Origin of the sequence: Flavobacterium sp. N1719 (assembly GCF_025947045.1) — a bacterium.
Classification (GTDB): domain Bacteria; phylum Bacteroidota; class Bacteroidia; order Flavobacteriales; family Flavobacteriaceae; genus Flavobacterium; species Flavobacterium stagni.
In genome coordinates this window covers 20,499-41,311 of the sequence record NZ_CP109993.1, presented here as the reverse complement: position 1 = coordinate 41,311, position 20,813 = coordinate 20,499, and the positions used below count along the sequence as shown (strand labels likewise).

General features: G+C 39.8%; 4 protein-coding genes. All 4 read left to right on the top strand.

Translation table 11 applies throughout. The annotated features are described in order from the left end of the window. Positions 1 to 88: 88 nt before the first annotated feature. The gene (locus tag OLM45_RS00115; RefSeq protein WP_264510943.1) at positions 89 to 5,902 is read left to right on the top strand and encodes a fibronectin type III domain-containing protein; all 5,814 of its coding nucleotides are present in this window, start codon (positions 89 to 91) and stop codon (positions 5,900 to 5,902) included. Positions 5,903 to 6,105: 203 nt separating this feature from the next. Then, entirely contained in the window at positions 6,106 to 6,417 is a 312-nt protein-coding gene (locus OLM45_RS00110) for a hypothetical protein (protein ID WP_264510941.1), read from the top strand. A gap of 307 nt (positions 6,418 to 6,724) precedes the next feature. After that, positions 6,725 to 12,085 carry a beta strand repeat-containing protein gene (locus tag OLM45_RS00105; protein ID WP_264510939.1) on the top strand — a complete coding sequence of 1,787 codons (5,361 nt, stop codon included), beginning with the start codon at positions 6,725 to 6,727 and terminating at the stop codon, positions 12,083 to 12,085. A gap of 153 nt (positions 12,086 to 12,238) precedes the next feature. Then, positions 12,239 to 20,767 (top strand): GEVED domain-containing protein, encoded by an 8,529-nt coding sequence (locus OLM45_RS00100; protein ID WP_264510936.1) that lies wholly within the window; start codon positions 12,239 to 12,241, stop codon positions 20,765 to 20,767. Positions 20,768 to 20,813 lie beyond the last annotated feature (46 nt).

The window sequence follows — 20,813 nt, the reverse complement described above, 5'->3', positions numbered from 1 at the left end:
CTATTTTGTTAAAAAAATATATTATATCTTAGACTTCTAAAACTTTAGCCGTTTGTAATTCAGGCTATTAAGTAACACTAGCTTTGCTATGCATCCAAACAATACTTTAGTTCGTCATTTCTTTTTGACCATAGTAGTTCTTATGGTTCTATCGGCAAAAATGAATGCGCAGGTAAGTGCTTATTCCTTTACACAGACCATTCCCGTTTCGGGATATGTACCATTATCGGGAGGAACGGTTGCATTTGCTGCGCCATGGGATGATGACGCTCCTGTTCAAGTGCCCATTGGTTTTAATTTTTCCTATGACAATACGGTATTTACAAATTGTTTCATCAGTCCGAATGGATTTATCACTTTTGGAGCAACGCCACCAACTGTAGCCAATTATACTCCAATGAGCACGGCTACAGTATACAATCCTGGAAATACAGGAGGAGCAGTGGCGGCAATGGGTGTGAATTTAAGTTCAAATGGTTCTCCAATTGAATATGGTGTAATTGGTTCGGCGCCGAATCGAACATTTATCGTGCAATGGAGCAATGCGAATCGCAAAACAACAGCGGTTGTGCCTGGTGATTTTGACTTCCAAATTCAGCTTTCAGAGACAACCAATGCTATTACATTTTCGTATGGAAACTGTGATACCACACAGTCCACAACGAGTGTCAATGTTCAAGTCGGTTTGCGGGGATTTGATAACAATTTAGTTCAAGGAAACGTATTTAATCGCGTTCAAGGAAGTTCCCAATTGTGGGGTAATTCAGGGGCTACTATTCAAGGTGCTGTCAACACGGCTACCTTATTCACGAATGGAACTGCCTATCCCAATTTTGGATTGCAATTTATATTTGCACCCGGTTCACCTTGTACAACTCCAGCCGAATTACCGACTGCTTTGGTGTTGGGAGGTGCATCCATTACCAGTACTTCTTTTGTTGGTAATAGTTTTACACCGCCAACCAATCCACCGTCAAAATATATGGTGGTTCGAAGTTTATCAAGTACACCACCCACTGCTGCTATTTTTGTCAACCGAACCTTTTATCCAGTGGGTACAACCGTTTCAGGATTTTTAGTAGTAGCCAATTCAAATTTGACCACTTTTAATCAAACGGGTTTGGCTTCCAATACCACTTACTATTATTGGGTTATTCCCTATAACGACAAATGTATTGGAGCACCTTATTACAATTTAACTACGCCATTATCTGGAAGTGCAACCACTTGCTTTGCTACAACTGTTGCAGGAGCTGCTACCAGTGTAGGAGGGAATGGATTTACAGCCAACTGGTCTGCGGTTACTGGCGCAACGAGTTATTCCATCGATGTTTCTACAAGCAACACCTTTGCTTCTTTTGTAACTGGATATAATAACTTGTCAATAGCAACAGGGACAACTTCCTTAGTAATTTCTGGACTATTACCCTCAACAACGTATTATTACAGAGTACGCGCAAACGGTCCAGGCTGTGTCGTGAATAGTGCTACAATTACTGCAACCACTACCTGTGGTTATTATACCATTCCGTATACACAAAATTTTGACACTACAACGGTTGGGACAGTTCCTGTTTGTTATAATGTTTTGAACAATAATGCCGATGCCAATCAATGGAAAGTGCAAGCTGTAAGTTTTACGTCTTCGCCAAGATCCATTCAAATTGATAACAATACGGCTGCGGATATGAATGATTGGTTTATTCTTCCGGGATTGAATTTAACAGGAGGCGTTTCGTATCGTTTAACTTTTAGATATAATACAGGTTCGGTTTCAGGGAATTCTGAAAATTTATCCGTGTTTTATGGAACTGCACAAACCAGTGCGGGAATGGTCAATAACCTAGTGAGTTTACCTGGTATCACCAATAATTTTTTTGAAACCCAAACGGTTGATTTTGCACCCGGAATTTCTGGAGTATACTATATCGGTTTTTATGGTTCGAGTTTAGCGAATCAAACATTTATTGCCATTGATGATATCAGTGTGACCTTGTCACCCTCTTGTTTGGATCCATCCAACTTAAACGTCACTACAATTGGATCTACGACAGCATCTTTGACATGGACAGCCGCTTCTGTCACTCCTTCTCAAGGCTATGAATATTATTTGTCAACAACGAGTACACCCCCAACAGGTGCAACTGTAGCTACGGGTTCAGTTGGGGCAGGAGTAACCACATTAAATTTATCAGGATTAAGTCCGAGTACTTACTATTGGATTTGGGTGAGAGGAAACTGTGGGCCCTCAGACAAAAGTATATGGACTACAGAAGAAACATTCAATACAGAATGTTCTACACCTACTATCACATCAACTATACCCGTAACCCGTTGTGGTTATGGTAATGGAACGTTAACGGCCAATTCTTCCGTAGGTTCAAGTATTCGATGGTACGCTACATCAACTGGAAGTACGGTAATAGGCACAGGAACTACCATTACGACGCCCAACACCTTAACGGATATTACCTATTATGCAGAGGCTAGAGCTTTTGGTGCAATTGCCAAAACGGGGCCTGTAAACCCTACGCTTCAGTTGGGAACTCGTACGGTTCAAAATTATACAGCAAAAGTAGATTTTACGGTCAATTCGAGTACCACTTTGCAATCGGTAGATATTTTCCCGATGGTATCCGGTCAAGCTGGACGTTTTATAGTTCGTACCATTGGAAATATTCCAGTGGCTACAATTAATTATACCACTAATGTTTCCGGGGGGAATACATTACAAACCATTGCCATCAATGCCAATTTGTTGCCCGGAAATTATTACTTATTTTTTGAAACCGTACCTACTTCAGGTATTCGGATGAATAGTACCAATGGTACTTATCCTTATTCGAGTTCAGTAGCTACAATTGATGGGAATGACATTAATCCTGTGTATTATATGGGGGCATATAACTGGAAATTCACAACCGAATGTTTGTCTCCGCGAACTCCTGTTACCTTAACGGTAACCGCTCCTCCAGTATTATCGTTAAGCGCAACTGATTTTACCATTTGTGAGGATGAAACTACACCTGTTGTTAATGTAATTGGAAGTGCAAATTACAGCTCATTTACTTGGAGTCCAACTACTGGGGTTTCCGGATCGATTGCAACAGGTTTTACCTTTAATCCAACAGTAACTACAACTTATACCTTGATGGCGACACAAAGTGGAGGTAGTCTTTGTGGAAATATAACTTCCATTACGATAAATGTTAAAGCGGCTCCACCTGCGGTTTCCATTTTGCCTGTCAATCCAACAATTTGTCAAGGTACAATATTGCAATTGTTTGGAAGTACGAGTGTGGCCACACCTTCGGTAGTTTTAAATGAAAATTTTAACAGTCCGGTGAATAATTGGGTAGTTGCCAATACTTCTTCGGGTGGAAATCCAATAGATTCACAATTTACATTGCAACCTTCTGGCTATAATTATATCAATGCATTCGGATGGGATGTTATTTTTACAAGTAATGATGCAAGTCAATTTTATTTAGCCAATTCTGATGCCCAAAGTGCGAGCTCTGGTACAACAACCCGAACTACATTAACTTCGCCCACTTTTGATTTGATTGGCTATACTTCGGCTAATATCAATTTCTATCATTATATTCGTTTTATTTCTGGGGATAAATTTTGGATTCAAGTTTCTACCGATTCAGGATCAACCTGGAATACCTTACAGTCATACACAGCTTCACAAGGTGTTGCTAATGCTTTTGCTAACAGTATAGTGAATTTGACTCCCTATTTAGGAATGTCCAATTTGAAAATACGTTTCTATTATGAATCCAATTGGGGCTATTGTTGGGCAATAGATAATGTCAAAATTTCGGGAACTTTATCTGCAGCGTTAACATGGTCGCCTGTTACTAATTTATATACTGATGCAGCTTGTACGGTTCCCTACACTGCAGGAGCTGCCCTAACCTCTGTATATACCAATTCCCCGAATACGATAACGTATCAAGCCACCTTAACGGGTTCCAACGGTTGTTCAAGAACCGGATTTAGTGCTATCACGGTTTCTCCACCAACAGTTGCAGGGGTCTTGGGTGATTCTCAAATTGTATGTACCTTAACTACCCCCGCGAATTTAGTGTTGACGGGCAATGTGGGGAATGTTGTTCGCTGGGAATCTGCAGATGATGCAGCATTTACACTAAATGTAGCCAATATCGCCAATACCACTACAACATTGACTGCTGCTCAAATGGGTACCATTAATCCTATAAAATATTACAGAGTACAAGTGAAGAGTGGAGCATGTAACGCCTTATATTCCAATGTGGTTTCGGTGGCTATTCCTGTTACAACTTGGAATGGAACAGCATGGAATAACGGCGCTCCCACATCGAGTGTGCGAGCAATTTTTGCTGGAAATTATACTTCGACAGGTGATTTAAATGCATGTTCTGTTCGGGTGAATTCAGGAACAATTACCTTTAATGCGGGTCATTCATTTATCGTGCAAAACGATGTAGTCGTGGCAGCAGGTTCCTTAGTGTTTAACGACACTGCTAGTTTGGTGCAAGTTGTCGATGGGGCTGTCAATTCGGGTAATATTGTTTATAAACGAACTGCCATGCCTATGCGTAAGTTTGATTTTACCTATTGGTCTTCACCAGTGGCGAATCAAGTTTTGAATGTATTTAGTCCGGTAACCCCTGCAGATAAGTTCTTTGTGTATGATCCTGTAAGTGTTAATTGGGTGAATGTATTAAATACGAGTACAATGACGCCCGGGAAAGGATACATTATTCGCGCACCAAGTTCATACAGTCCTGTGACAACTTCTATTTTTAATGGTACATTTTCAGGGGTGCCCAATAACGGGCCTGTAAATGCTCCGGTTGTTTTTAGTACTACAAATTATAATTTGATAGGAAATCCGTTTCCAAGTGCAATTAACGCCGATGCCTTTTTGTCTCATCCTAATAATATAGGTGTAATCGATGCCACCTTGTATTTTTGGACCCATAACACACCCATGACCAATAATAATTATACCAATAATGATTATGCCATTTATAATTATTTAGGGGGAACGGGTACAAGTGCTGCAGCGAATACAGGAGTAAACACAGCCATTCCTAATGGTAAAATTGCAGCGGGACAAGGTTTCTTTGTGAAAGCTTTAGTTTCGGGGAATGTTCTTTTTTCAAATAGTATGCGAATTGCTGGAAACAACAACCAGTTCTTTAGAATGCAAAATGGCAACCAAACACAAGTTTCAACAAACCATCGTTATTGGTTAGATGTAACGAATGGTTCAGGTGCATTCAAACAAACATTGGTTGGTTATGCAGCTGAAGCGACATTGGGATTGGACCGCGGTTATGATAGTGATTTTATAGATGTTGGTTTGCCGATGGCTTTATATAGTGTGTTGCCCGGTGGACAAACCTTATCTATCCAAGGTAGGGGATTGCCATTTGAAGTTGCTGACGTCGTGCCATTAGGATTCAAATCAACCGCTTTGGATGATTATACCATTCACTTGTCTGCCTTTGATGGGTTGTTTGATTTCCAAAGTATTTATTTGAAAGACCGTTACCTTAATATAATACACGATTTAAAAGCGGGGGATTATTATTTCCGTTCCAATGCAGGGACTTTTAACGACCGTTTCCAAATCGTTTATTCCACAGCGTTATTAAATACATCCGATTTGGAATATTCCAATTCAGTTGTATTATATCATCAAAACGATAAAATAACGATTCATTCACAAACAGAGTGGATTGACCGTGTCAATGTTTATGATGTGAGAGGTGTTTTATTGGCTACTCAAAAAGAGATCAATCAACAAGAGATCAGTTTTGATTTGGCCATACCCGATCAAGTTGTTTTGTTTGAAATTTGGACGAACGACGGCAAAAAGATAGTTCGGAAATATGTGAAATAGTTCAAAAACAGGCGCTTATCAACTAAGCGTCTTTTTTTTGTCCATGAAATGCACAAAAAAAGGATAAAAAACTTCGAGGTCGGTAATAAACGAGTTTTAGGGTATTTTATCGAATATATTTCAGTAGCGCTTGGTGTGGTTGTAGTTTTGACTCAGAAATAACAACAACGATGAACACCTTTTCACAAAATACTTCAAACACAATGCAAAAAAGAACTATCGTATTTTTCGTTTTATTTTTATTATCAAGCTTCGGAATGTTTGGTCAAGAAGTAAAGTCAGAAGAAAACACATTATCAACTACAGTTCCTGCAATTGAAGTAGCTTATGATTCAGAAGCGGATTTAGTAAACTGGTTCATGTCATCAAAACAAAATACAATGAACAATGAAGTGAAAGGGGAGTCTTCTACGACTACAAAAAAACAAATCATTACTTCAGGTTCTCAACCGAATAAAGTGTTATACCGCACATTCGTAAAACGAATTGCTTCTAAAGATACAGCTATAGTTTAGTTAAGTACTATACATCTGGTTAGTTTAAGTTTAAAGCCCTTCCTATGAAGGGCTTTTTTGTTGATAAAAAAATCACGATCATTTTCTTATCGATTGTAATTCTGTGTGTTACGTGTAGTTTTTTGATGTGATAACATGATTTTACTTACAGCAATTGGTGTTCATAACCTCCTAAAAATCATGTTTTTTACCGATGAAACCCTGCTTTTTATCGATTTGGGCTTTCTTCCTTTTTTGAATTGAAATTTTTACAAAAAAATAATGTAAATTTAGCGCCAAATACAAGGATTACCCTAAATAAATCGCTATGGCAAAAAAAATACACGTAAACGTTGTGAATAATGGATTCTTGCGATTCATTACTTTGATTGTGCTGTTCTTGAATATTGGAGTTCAAGCACAGAGTTATACCGTTACACAAACCAACTGGACAACCGGGTATACTACATTTCCATTGTCAGGTCGTACCACTTTGGCGGCTACAGGAGGGAATGTGGATGATGTTGTTTATCCCTTGACTATACCTTTCTCATTTGGATTTAATGGAGGGACTTATACCACGGTGAACATGTCAACCAATGGTTTCGTGTACTTTGGTACGGCAACAGGAACGCCTGCCACGGAATATTTTCCAATTTCTTCTTCGGCTACAAATTATACAGGCGGAGGCGCCATTTCGGTATATGGGCGCGATATGGATTTGATTGGTACAACTGCCACCGTAAATATGGGTTGGGTAGTTACAGGTACTGCACCGAACCGTATTTTTAAGATGGATTGGGTAACTCGTCGATCAATTGGTGCAAATGCTGTACCTGCTAGTGAAGCTTCTATGGTATTTCAATTGTGGTTGTATGAAACAACCAATGTGATTGAAATGATTTATAATAATGCAACGTTTACCAATACTACGGCGATTTTAACAGGGCAAATAGGAATTAGAGGTGCAACAAATACAGATTTTATTAACTTATCATACACAAACTCTGCGGCACAATGGCCGGGTTCGGCAACAACGCCCAACCAAATGGCATTAGGAACAGCTAATACAGACAGTGTAGTAACTAAAGGAAATACAGCAGCTTCGGCAACTATTCAAGCCACTTCCAATCGGTTGTTCCGATGGACGCCGGTATCTTGTTTTGCACCTACAGGGTTGACAGCTTCTAATATAACATTTAATAGTGTAGATTTAACTTGGCTAGCGGCTTCACCAGCTCCTGCCAATGGGTATGAATATTATGTAGGTACGACATCTCCTACGGGCGCTTCTACTGCTACAGGGTCTGTAGGTGCAGGTGTGTTAACCGCAAGTGCTACAGGCTTGGCTTCAGGAACATTGTATTATTATGCCGTACGTTCTGTGTGTAGTGGTGTAGATAAAAGTGCATGGACCACAGTAGGAACTTTTACCACTTATTGTGCGCCAACCAATATTACGTACTATGAAGGCTTTGATGGTCCTTCAGTAGTCGTGCCAGCTACTTCACCCAATCATGGAAACATTCCTTCGTGTACATACGCAGTGAATGCAGGTACGGGGAATCCATGGGTAACGACCTATGAAGATTATTACCCGGGCTTAAATATGTTTTTCCAAGGGAATTTTTTAATGTACAACGGTCAGAGTCCGTCCAATGGTAATACGGCCAATGCATGGTGGTTTACCAATGGTTTGAACTTAACTGCGGGTACCACTTATCGTATATCGTTTTTCTATAGTGGTACCGATACTCCTTCTACAGTGCAAAACAAACTTAAAATTGGTTTAGCCACTTCGCCGTTGGCGGCTGGTGTAACCACCATTTTAGATGATTTGCCCAATATTAAAGGAGGACCAAGTGAAAATGTAATCAACTTTACAGCGCCTTCTACGGGTGTATTCTACATTGGATTTAATGCGTATTCTAATCCGAATAATGGACAGTTAGCGGTGGATGATGTTACAGTGGCACCTGCGATTTGTTTGGCTGTCTCTAATGTAACCGTTGCTAATATTACAGCTTCTTCAGCTTTATTAAGTTGGACTTCTCCATCACCAGCTCCTGGTAATGGTTTTGTATACTATTATAATACTTCAGGCGTTGCGCCAACCAATGCGACTGTTCCGTCAGGATCTGTTGGGGTAGGTGTTACCAGTTTAAACTTAACCGGTTTGAATGGAAGTACCAATTATTATTTCTGGGTACGCACGTATTGCGGTGGCGGTGATTATGGCGAATGGGTAGCGTTGAACAATTCAGGTTCTGGATTTTTTACCACATTATACCAACCTCCTTTCTGTATACCGACTGTTTCGGCATCACCTAGTACAGCAACCTTCATTACTAATGTAACCACTACGGGTGGTACTGCCAACTTAAATAACAGCTCAGGATACTCAACGGGAAGTTACGGTGACTATTCCGCTCAATTAGTGGCACAGGCTCCTGGGTTTTCAGTAAACATGTCAATCGGATTTATTGCTGCAGGTGGGGTTGGAGTTGCGGTTTATGTGGACTGGAATAATGACGGGACGTTTGCGACAACCGAGCGTATGTACAATTCAGCAGCTTATTTATTTACCTCTCCAACCACAGCAACGATAAATGTTCCAGGAGCACAGGCTTTGGGTGACTACCGTATGCGTGTAGTAGCCGATTATTGGGCGACTAGTCCAAGTCCGTGTACCTATGGAGGTTCCACTTCTCGTTGGGAGGTGGAAGATTATACCTTCCGTGTAGTGACACCTCCACCACCATTGTCGATCAACATTACTTCGGATACACAATGTGCGGGTAATCCTTCGGTATTAGTTCAATTGACTTCTGCAATTTCTAATTATGATACATATTCATGGTCACCAAATGTTGGGGTTTCTGGAAATCCTGTAACAGGTTGGGTGTTTAATAATACAGTTACAACACAATATATTTTAACAGGTAATCAAATTACGGCCCCGTTTGGGACACGTCAAGTTACATTTACTTATAATGCGAATCAAACTCCAACACCGATCGTATTGTCACCGGCTACACCAACCGTTTGTGGTTCAGGTCCAGCGGTGCAATTAACATCAACAGGTGGTTTGGTTTCAGGTTTCCCTATATTGAGTGAGAACTTTAATACTGGGGCGCCAGGATGGTCGGCGACTACAACGGCTGCGCATACAGGAGGAAATGTGAACGCTTCTTTATGGCAAATTGTTAATTCACCCTATAGAGGTATAGTGAGTCCCGACTCTTCACAATATTTTGTTTCCGACTCAGACGCACAGGGATCTGCGGGTACAACTTTTGTTGAATTGACAACTCCAGCATTCAGTTTAGCAAGTTACACGGATGCTTCGCTTAGTTTTTATCATTATTACCGTCCATGGATTAATGGTACAGCAACTGTATCCATAACCACTAACGGTGGTACAACATGGACGCAGTTGAGACAGTGGACAAATACAGCCAATGGGGAAACAACACAAGGAACTCCAACGAATTTTGCTCTTGTGAACTTACCATTAGTTGCTTATGTAGGACAAGCCAATGTGCAAATTAAATTTTCCTACACAGCACAGTATGGTTGGTATTGGGCTATTGATAATTTCTTAGTTTCAGGTACAGCTTCTTCGGCTGTAAATTGGAACTTAACTACTGGCCCAGTAGCCAATGGGGTTGTAGTTCCAGGATTGTATACTACTGCTGCAGCTACACCTGGTTCAGAGTATATTGCAGGTACAGGTTCAGCATCAGTTTATGCATTACCAACAGCGACTACAGATTATACAGCAAGTGCAAGTACGCCAGCGCCTGTTTGTGCTACTAATAGTTCGATAACTGTAACGTTATCAAATGTAGGTGCTGGAACCGCATCATCCGATCAAACGATTTGTAGTGGGATGCCAGCGAACTTAACTTTGTCAGGTTACACGGGTACAATTACAAAGTGGCAATCGTCTACGACGGCTGCATTTACAACGCCGGTTGATATTGCTGCAAGTGCATCGGCAACCTTGACTTCTGTCCAAATGGGAGCAATAACGGCAACCACCTATTATAGAGCAGTAGTAACCAATGGAGGTTGTACAGGGTATTCAAATGTGGTTACTATTACGGTTAGTACGAGTACTTGGAATGGTTCAGTATGGAGTAACGGTGTACCGTCGTTAACTAAAGCAGCTATTTTTGCGGGTAATTACAGTTCGACAGGTGACTTGTCCGCTTGTTCGGTAACCGTACAAAGTGGAACGGTAGTATTTAATACGAATCATACGTTAACGGTTCAAAATGCGGTAACAGTAACAGGTGGATCGCTTACTTTTGAAGACGACTCAAGTTTGTTGCAAGTAACGAATGCGGTTAACTCGGGTAATATTACCTATAAACGTACAACGACACCTATCCGTAAGTTTGACTTTACGTATTGGTCATCACCAGTAGCGCCACAAACATTGGTGGCTTTATCACCATTAACGCAATTTGATAAATATTTCACCTTTGATCCTGTAATTGGTAACTGGGTTACTGTTGCCTCATCATCTTTAATGGTTGCAGGAAAAGGGTATATTATTCGTGGACCCAACAATTTTGACCCTGTGGTAGCTGCTCCATACAATGCATCCTTTGTAGGGGTTCCCAATAACGGAACCATTACAGCGCCAATTGCTTTGGGTACATCGGATGTGAATTTAATTGGTAATCCATACCCAAGTGCTTTGAATATTGATTTGTTTATGGATTACAATGGTAATACAGGATTGAACCTAGTGGATAAAACGATCTACATTTGGACACACAATACGGCCATGACCAACAATAATTATACGAATAGCGATTATGCGGTATATAATTATATGGGTGGAGTAGGAACTGCTGCAGCGCCGGGTTCAAATAATGCTGTTCCAACAGGTAAAATTGCTTCAGGGCAAAGTTTCTTTATTAAAGGTTTGGCCAATGGAAATGCTATTTTCAACAACACCATGCGTGTAGCTGGCAACAATGCGCAATTCTTCCGTTCAGCGGCTGATAAGAGTCGTGTTTGGTTGCAGATTTATGACGGTGCAGCCGGCTATAAACAAACTTTAGTAGGTTATGCAGATGGCGCTACTAACGGTATTGAAAGTGGTTTTGATGGGGATTTATTTGATGCTGGAAATGCAGTAACATTATATTCGTTGGTAGGTAATTCTAAATTGACTATCCAAGGTAGAGCTTTACCGTTTAATGTGAGTGATGTTGTGCCTTTGGGTTATAAGGCTACAGAAAATGGCAATTTAACAATCAGCTTACATAATTTTGACGGAGTGTTTACTTCACAAGCTATTTACTTAAAAGATAATTTGTTAAATGTAATCCAAGATTTGAAAGCAGGCGATTATACATTTGCTACTACAGCAGGTACTTTTGAAAACCGTTTCGAATTGGTTTATACTAACAATGCCTTAGGAATAGATACTCCTGAATTCTCAAATTCGGTTGTGGTGTATGCTCAAAATGGAGTGATTCATGTACAATCTTCTGCTGCCAATTTAGACCATATCGAAGTGTATGATGTGCGCGGTGCGAAGTTAGCTACGATGCAAAATGTGAACAGCACTACTGCTCAATTAACCCATGTAAGCAATGCGAATCAGTTGCTATTTGTTAAGGTGACGGATCAAAATGGCAATACTTTAACAAGAAAAGTACAGTATTAGAAAAAATATTGTCTTACTAATCCCTATAAAAAAATCGACAAGAGTGTATTTTGTCGATTTTTTTGTGTTTATATCGGTTTTGTTAATGTGGTGTTAACGTCATATTATTTCTTTTATTAATTTAACGCATTAATTAACCCAATTTTTTTAATTATGATGGATAACTACAATTATGATGTTAGTTTTAAAGAGGCTAATGTCAGAAAGAAGTTAAAGGAGTTTGAGAGTGTTGAAATAAACTCGAAGAATTCTTTTAATTCTTGGATTGTTGGTTGGTTGTTTGTTTTGTTGACGTTATTTGGAGTCAATGTAAACGCACAACTTACCAATTATTCCTTCAGTTCTACAAGTGGTACTTATACTGCTCTTACTGGAGGTACTCAATTGATTGCGGCCGCGACTGATTCAGGTGCATCCGCAGTAACTAATATTGGGTTCAACTTTGTTTTTGATGGGACTACGTATACGCAGTTCTCAGCTACAGCAAATGGTTGGATCAGATTAGGGGCAACTGCAGGGTCAACTACAAGTACAACTGCATTAAGTACATCAACAAACATGCCTTCAATTGCATTTTTGTCAAGAGATGGAAAAACCAATGGAGCTGTAACTTATTTGGTTACTGGTACTGCTCCTAATAGAGTTTTGACCATTGATTATCCAAGTTATTATGCGCATTGGAGTAGTACAACAGAGACTATCTCAGCGCAAATTAAATTGTATGAAACAACAAATGTTGTTCAAATCGTTTATGGTCCTTCAGCTGCTGTTACTTCAAGAACAGGGCAGGTTGGTCTAGCAGTTTCTACAACAAATTATTCTAATAGAACATCCACGACTAGTTGGAGTTCTTCTGCTGCGGGTACTGCTAATACGAATTCAATGACATTTTCAAGTACAGTACTTCCCGCAAACGGCTTAACTTACACTTGGACTCCTCCTACACCATGTACAGGTACCCCTGTAGCAGGAACTGTAACGCCGGCTACACAAAATTTGTGTTCTGGTACAACACCTTCTGCATTAACTGTTGCTGGATTTTCATCAGGAGTTACAGGAGTTACCTTCCAATGGCAGCAATCCAATGACGATATATCTTGGGGTAATGTTATTGCAGGTACAGGTGCTACAACAGCGACTTACACGCCAGCAGCTTTTGGCGGTACTACTATTTATTACCGTTGTCGTGTAACATGTTCTAATAGTGGTTTGTTTGCAGATACGCCATCTGTAACGGTAAATCCCCCTGCAAATCCATCGACACAAGCAACGGCATTAGCTGCTTCAGCGATTACCTATAATGGGGCTACTTTAGGGTGGACCAATGGTAATGGTGCGCGTCGTGTAGTATTCTTAAGTGATTCACCAATTGTAGATCCTGTTAATGGAAATATGGCGGCATATACTGCGAATACAGTTTATGCGGGTTCAGGTCAACAAGTTGTTTTTGATGGTACAACTGCTACTGTTTCAGTAACAGGATTGTCGCTTGGTACTACATATTATGTAAAAGTATTTGAATATTTGCGTTGTGGGGCGGGTCCTTATGATTATTATTTCAATTCAACTACGGGTACGAATAGTGTATCGTTTACTACATCGTCAGCAACTGCTGTTCCTTGGACAGAAAGTTTTGCTACAGCCACATTTCCTACCAATTGGGTAAATACCTCTTCTTGGACGTTATCCAATTCATTAACTGCTTTTGGCGGTACAGCGAATACAGCTTATTACTTGTATAAGAACTTATATTCATCTGTAACAACAGCTAATTTCACAACCTTAATTGCAGGTCCACTACCTTCAAATTATAGATTAACATTTGATTATAGATTGGCTAATTTTAGTTCACCCTATGCTTCTCCTGGGGCTGGTAGTGGTAACTTTGTAGTGGCTATCTCAACAAATAATGGGTCTACATATACAGATATTTTAACAGTTGCAAATAATTCCACTTTAGGATGGCAACCAATTAGTGTTGATTTGAGTGCATATGCAGGTCAAAATGTTCGTTTGCGTTTTACTGGGAACTGGATTTCTGGGGATTATTATTTAGCATTTGATAATGTTTCAATTAATCCAACCCCTACATGTTTTATCCCAACAGGTTTAACGGCATCAGTGACTTCACCTACTTCAGCGAATGTATCTTGGACTGCTCCTTCAACGGGTACTGCTCCAGTTCAATATGAGTATGCAGTTACTACTTCTGCAACACCTCCAACTTCGGGTACAATCGTTACAGGTACTTCGGCATCTGTTTCAGGTTTAACATCAAATACAACATATTATTTGCATGTTCGTTCTGAATGTTCTATAGGAGTGGATTATAGTTCATGGACTTCAAGTTCTTTTGCGACACCATTAGTAACTTCTGCACCTTGGACAGAAGGTTTTGCAACAACAGCTACACCTAATGGTTGGTCAAACACTGGAGGTTCATATGGTACAGCACGTGGTGCTACAGGTAATCCTGGTAATAACTGGTATTCTAATATCTGGTCTTCAAATACCTCTGCAAATACTTCTACGATTACGGTAGGTACTATTCCAGCAGGTATGCGTTTTAGTTTTGATTACCAATTATCAAACTATTCATCTCCGTATGCTTCACCAGCAGCGTCAGCTTGTTCTATTGCTGTTGAAATTTCAACTAATTTTGGATCAACTTACACAACATTAGAAACAATTGTATCTGATGGAACTTCAGGTTGGAAAACAAAAGCGTATGATTTGTCGGCTTATGTAGGTCAATTTGTGAAATTTAGAATCACAGGAACATGGAATTCTACAGTAGCAGGTGACTTTGACTTGGCTCTTGATAACTTCAGCGTAAATTATACACCAATTACAGTTGCTTCATTTGCACCAACGGCTGTTTGTTCAGCTGATTTGGCAACTTCTGTAATTACTTTAACGGGTACTAATTTTACAGGTGCTACTGATGTTCAGTTAAATGGTGTATCACACACGTTTGCTGTGGTAAATGATACTACAATTACCGTTAATTTAACTGGAACTTCTACTGCGGGTACTTTTACAGTATTCAATGCGTATACTTCAGGATCCAGTACAGGTTCTTTAACCATCAATGCTAGTCCTGTTGTTTCAGCAATTACAGGTCCTTCTAATGATTTGTGTATGCCAAATACTTTGGCGTTAGCTAACAATACAGCATTAGGGGTGTGGTCTTCTTCAGATACCGCTGTTGCTACAATCAACACTTTTGGTGAAGTTACTGGTGTTACAGAAGGTACTGCTACGATTTCGTATACAGTAACGGATAACGGATGTTCTACAGCAGTTACTTACACAGTGAATGTAAAAGCTCCTGTTGTAATTACTACTAACCCTGTGAATCAGTCTGTAGTAACAGGTAACAATATTTCATTTACTGCTGCGGCTACAGGTACAGGAGTATCTTACCAGTGGGAAGAATCTACTGATGGTGGTATTTCATATTCGCCAATTTCTAATGGCGGTGTTTATTCAGGTGCTGATACTGCAGTGTTAACATTAACTGCTGTGCCAGACACTATGAATGGCTATTTCTACCAATGTGTAGTATCAGGTACTGCTCCATGTGGTCCTGAAACAACATTAGCTGCAATGCTTACTGTAGGTAATACAGGTATTGCTACACATCCTTCTAATTTTACATTGTGTGACACTGGAACAGCTACTTTCTCAGTTGTTGGTTCGGGAACAGTTGACACTTATCAATGGTATCAAGATGCTGGTTTAGGACCAGAACCTCTTGTTGATGGAGCTGGTGTAAGTGGTGCTACTACTGACACATTAACCTTGACAGGTGTAGATACTTCATATAATGGATATACGTACTATGTAGATGTTGTTGGTCCAGCGAATACGGCACCTTCAAACTCAGCTACTTTATTTGTAAATACTCCAGCAACAATTACCACTGATCCAACGAATCAAACAGTTTGTTATTCTGGTGGAACTGTTTCATTCACTGCAGCAGCAGGAGGAACTTTCTCAGGGGTTCAATGGCAGTATTCTACAGATAATACATCATGGAATAATGTTGCCAATGGAACTCCAACAGGAGTAACTTACAATGGAGCTACAACGTCTACATTGAATGTGACAACAACTGCTGCAACTCCAATCGGTGGTACTTATTATTACCGTATGTTAGCAGACGCTACAGCACCATGTGTTGATGTGCCATCTGCTTCAGCCCAATTGTTGTTCAATAATCCTGCCATTACAACTGCACCAGCTGCAGCAACTGTATTAGCAGGTAACACTGCTACTTTTACTGTGGTTTCAAATGCTACAGGTACAGTAACCTATCAATGGCAACGTTCAACTACGTTGAATGGAACGTATACAAATGTAGTTAACGCAACTCCTGCGAATGTTACATATAACGGTGCAAATACGGCAACATTATCTGTAATTACAGGTTCAGGTGCAACTGCAGGGGCAAATAACTATTATAGAGTTATCGTTACTTCTGATGGATGTGCAGTTACTTCAACAGGTGCATTGTTAACAATTACTAATTACTGTAATTCAACTCCATCAAGTAATGACGCTTCTGGTATTACAGCTGTAGTATTAGGTGCAAATAACTTTACGATTCCTGATGTAACCTACTCAAATCAAACGGCTACACCGGTTTCATTTGTTCAAGGTTCAAGTGTAAACTTCCAAGTTACTTTTGCAACTGGATATACTTATGATAGTAATGTGTGGATTGATATGAATGATGATGGCGATTTTGTGGATGCAGGTGAGTTAGTGAAATCTGGTGTTTCATTGGCGACTAATCCTACTACATTGAATTTGTCATTCACAATGCCAATAACTACACCAGTGGGTAACCACAGAATGCGTTTGGGAACTGCAGACTCAGGTCAAGCTACTCCTAATCCTTGTTATACAGGTTCATTTGGTGTGACTATTGATTTTACAGTAACAATTACAGCTGCACCTCAATGTACAGGTACACCAGCAGTTCCAGTAGCTGCAACTAGTGCTTCAGCTACATGTGCAAACAGTTCAATTAACTTGACATTATCAGGTATTCCTGCAGAATTAGGATATACGTACCAATGGTATAGCAGAACATTACCTTCTGGTTCGTTTGCTCCAATTGCTGGTGCAACTACTTCAACGTATGCTTATACAATTTCAGCTTCTTCTGAAATTTACGCTACAATTACATGTACTAACTCAGGATTGTCTGCTAATTCAAATACGTTAACAGTTACAACTACTTTATGTAATTATACCGTTACACGTAATACGGGTATCACTTACAACTCTGTAATGACCACTGGTTCAACGTATACATCATTGTCTTCTGCGGATGATGGTAAAACGAATACGGTAAGTTTAACGGGTACTACATTCACTTACAATGGTGCAGTAGTGACAGGTTTCTATGCTACATCTAATGGTTGGTTGACTTTTGGAACAGCACAAACTTCTTCTACATATATTAACGATTTGACTTCTACAGGTCAGAACAACGTGTTAGCACCATTCTGGGATGACTTAGTAATTAAAGGTAACTTATTAGCAAATAAAGATATTTCAATGCGTTACCAAATTATCGGTACTTTAGGTAGTGGTTCTGCAGATATCGTTATCGAGTGGGCTGAAATGGAAAAATTCAATTATGGAGATCCTAATTTAAATTTCCAAGTTGTATTACACGAAGCTGATAATTCTATTGATTTCAACTACGGTAACATGCAGTTGTTCAATGGTGCTACTCAAAACACTTCAAATGGATACTATACGTATTCAGTGGGTATGAATGGTTCTGTACCATCTACAAATGCTACTACAAGTCGTATTATGTTACAAAACTATAATAACTACAATTTCAGTGCTACCGCTCAAAACAGTTTGACCGGTTCACCTGATTGTAATACGCAGTTGCATTTTGTGCCATCTGCAGCTCACGTAAGTGGTTCAGCTCCAGCTTCAGTTATTCCTGTGAATAACGAGCCAGCGGGTGCAATTACTTTAGCAGTAAACAATGACCCTTGTACATTAAACTGTGGTAATATTTATACAAGTAAAAATGCTACCGCTACTGCAGGAATAGGTGTTTGTACAGCTACAACTCCAGGTACTGCAGATGACGATGTATTCTTTACATTTACAACTAATTCTACAATTCAAAATTATAGAATTGAAGTTCAGGCATCAACAAACTACAACCCAGTTGTACAAGTGTTGGATGCTACTTTAACTCCAGTTGCTTGTTTCAATGCTGCAGGTGCTGGTTTGACAGAATTAGTATCTTCTGTAACCTTGTCTTTAAGTACTCAATACTACTTAAGAATTTATGATTCTGCTGCAGGTGCTGCAGGTGGAGCTTCAGGAAGTGGAGAGTTTGCGGTTTGTATTAGTCAAATCTTACCTCCTCCTGCTTATGATGAACCAGCCGGTGCATTATCATTAACTGTTGGAACTACATGTTCACCAGTTTCAAGTGTACCTGCAGAAATCTTGCGTTCTACTGCTACAGCAGGAATCCAAGTTTGTAATGCTACAACAGCAGGTACTCCAGATGATGACGTATGGTATAAATTTACTACACCAGCGGCTTCAACAGGAATTACTTATACAATTAACGTACAAGGTATCTCTACATTTAATCCAGTAGTTCAGTTGTTTGCTGGTACGCCAAGTACTGCTAACTCTGTAGTATGTGTGAATAGTACTGGAAATGGTGGACTAGAGACTATCTCAAATTCTGCTTTATTACCAAGTACAGATTACTATGTGAGAATTTATAACTCAGGAGCTGGTGCAGCAAATGGTTCTTTTACAGTTTGTGTATTAGCTTCAGTTCCAGGATGTGTATCTTCTCCAACAGCTCCTTCAAATGCATCTACAGCTTGTGAGTCTACTTCAGGCACAACATTATCTTGGGCTGCAGTTTCAAGTGCAACACTTTATGATGTATATTTCAATGGAAACTTAGTTTCTGCTGATCAAACTGCATTATCATGGACAACTCCTGTATTAACAGCAGGTTCTTACAACTGGAGTGTTGTTCCTAAAAATGCATACGGTGCTGCTTCAGGATGTACAGACTTTACATTTACAGTTTTAGCTAATGTAACGTACTATGCAGACTTAGATAACGACGGTTTCGGTAATGCTGCTTTTTCTGTAGTTAATTGTATTGCAATTGCAGGTTATGTAACCAACAATCTTGATTGTAACGATAACCAAGTTAGATATCAAGATAATGATGGTGACTTATTTGGTTCTTCTGTAAAAGTTCCTTGTGGCGGTGTATTGAATAGCACTGATTGTAATGATAACTTGTTAACCTATGTAGATGCTGATCTAGATGGTTATGGTACCACAACTTTAGCTGCTTGTGGATCTACATTCAATACAGATTGTGATGATACAGTTGCATCTACTAATCCAGGAGCTGTAGACGTTTGTTACGATGGTATTGACAACGACTGTAACAGTAACATCGATAACATCGGTTTACCAGGTGGTTGTACACCAATCTATTCGGTTCCAGCGGTTACTGTTCCTAACTCAACAATTAGTTATGGTGCTTCTATCATTACAAGTTTAGTGGCGAACTGTCAAGGATATCGTTATGTGGTTACCCGTGTGAATCCAGCCGATGATACACCGATGTCAGCTCCTGTAACTGTGGATATGGGTATGCGTAACTTGTTCTTGTCTAACTTGTCTAACTATGCTTATGGTGCGAAGTTTAAAGTAGAAACTACGGTTCGTATCAATAACGTATGGCAGCCGAACTATGCACCTGCATTCTTCGTGTTTACGCCAACACCATTAAGTACAATGGCTTCTTGTGGTACTCAAATCTCTAATTTGACTACGCAAGTTACGAGTTCACCAGTTGCCTTAGTATCGGTTTACCGTTACCAAGTTCAACGTTTGGATGCAAGTAACAACGTATTGAGTACACAAGTAATTACAAGTGGATTACGTTACTTCTCATTCGAACAAGTAACCGATTTCCGTTACGATGCTAACTACAGCGTATCGTGTGCGATTCGTAACTTAGACGGAGTGTTTATGGCGTACGGTCCTGCATGTACTGTTCAAGCACCGAAACACCCAACCAGTGAAGTTCGTGCTACACAATGTAACGACTACAATGTATCAAGCTATAACGAGAAGATCTTCGCGAACTTAGTTCGTAACGTAGTGTTGTACCGTTACCGTTTGTATAACGTTGCTCAAGGGTATGACTACAGTGTAGACAAGAATGCCAACTACTTCCGATTGACTGATTTCCCTGGTTTAGTACCTGGAGAAACGTATTCAGTACAAGTAGCGGTGAGTATGCCAGGTCAACCTGACTTTGGTCCATTCGGAAAAACATGTACGCTTGTAATACCAAACGTGGCACGTACTATCGAAGATACACAAGTGGCAGGAGCCATCAGCTTCGAAGCTACGGTTTATCCGAACCCATTTGCAGAGAACTTCTATTTCAAAGTGAATTCAGCGAGTAACGAAGATTACACTATCCAAGTGTATGATATGTTAGGTAAATTAGTAGAGACCAAAACGGTTGCTGCTGATTCAGTTGAAAGCACAGAAGTAGGGGCTAACTTCCCAGCAGGGGTTTACAATGTAATCTTAACACAAGGAGCGAATATCAAAACACTACGTGTAGTGAAACGATAATCTTTCTTTAAGATGATATAATTTAAGGCCTCTCCATTGGAGAGGC

What these genes read in the sequence shown, in the direction of transcription:
- OLM45_RS00110 (WP_264510941.1), top strand. Translation starts at nt 6,106, where the DNA reads ATGCAAAAAAGAACTATCGTATTTTTCGTTTTATTTTTATTATCAAGC.
- OLM45_RS00115 (WP_264510943.1), top strand. Translation starts at nt 89, where the DNA reads ATGCATCCAAACAATACTTTAGTTCGTCATTTCTTTTTGACCATAGTA.
- OLM45_RS00100 (WP_264510936.1), top strand. Translation starts at nt 12,239, where the DNA reads ATGATGGATAACTACAATTATGATGTTAGTTTTAAAGAGGCTAATGTC.
- OLM45_RS00105 (WP_264510939.1), top strand. Translation starts at nt 6,725, where the DNA reads ATGGCAAAAAAAATACACGTAAACGTTGTGAATAATGGATTCTTGCGA.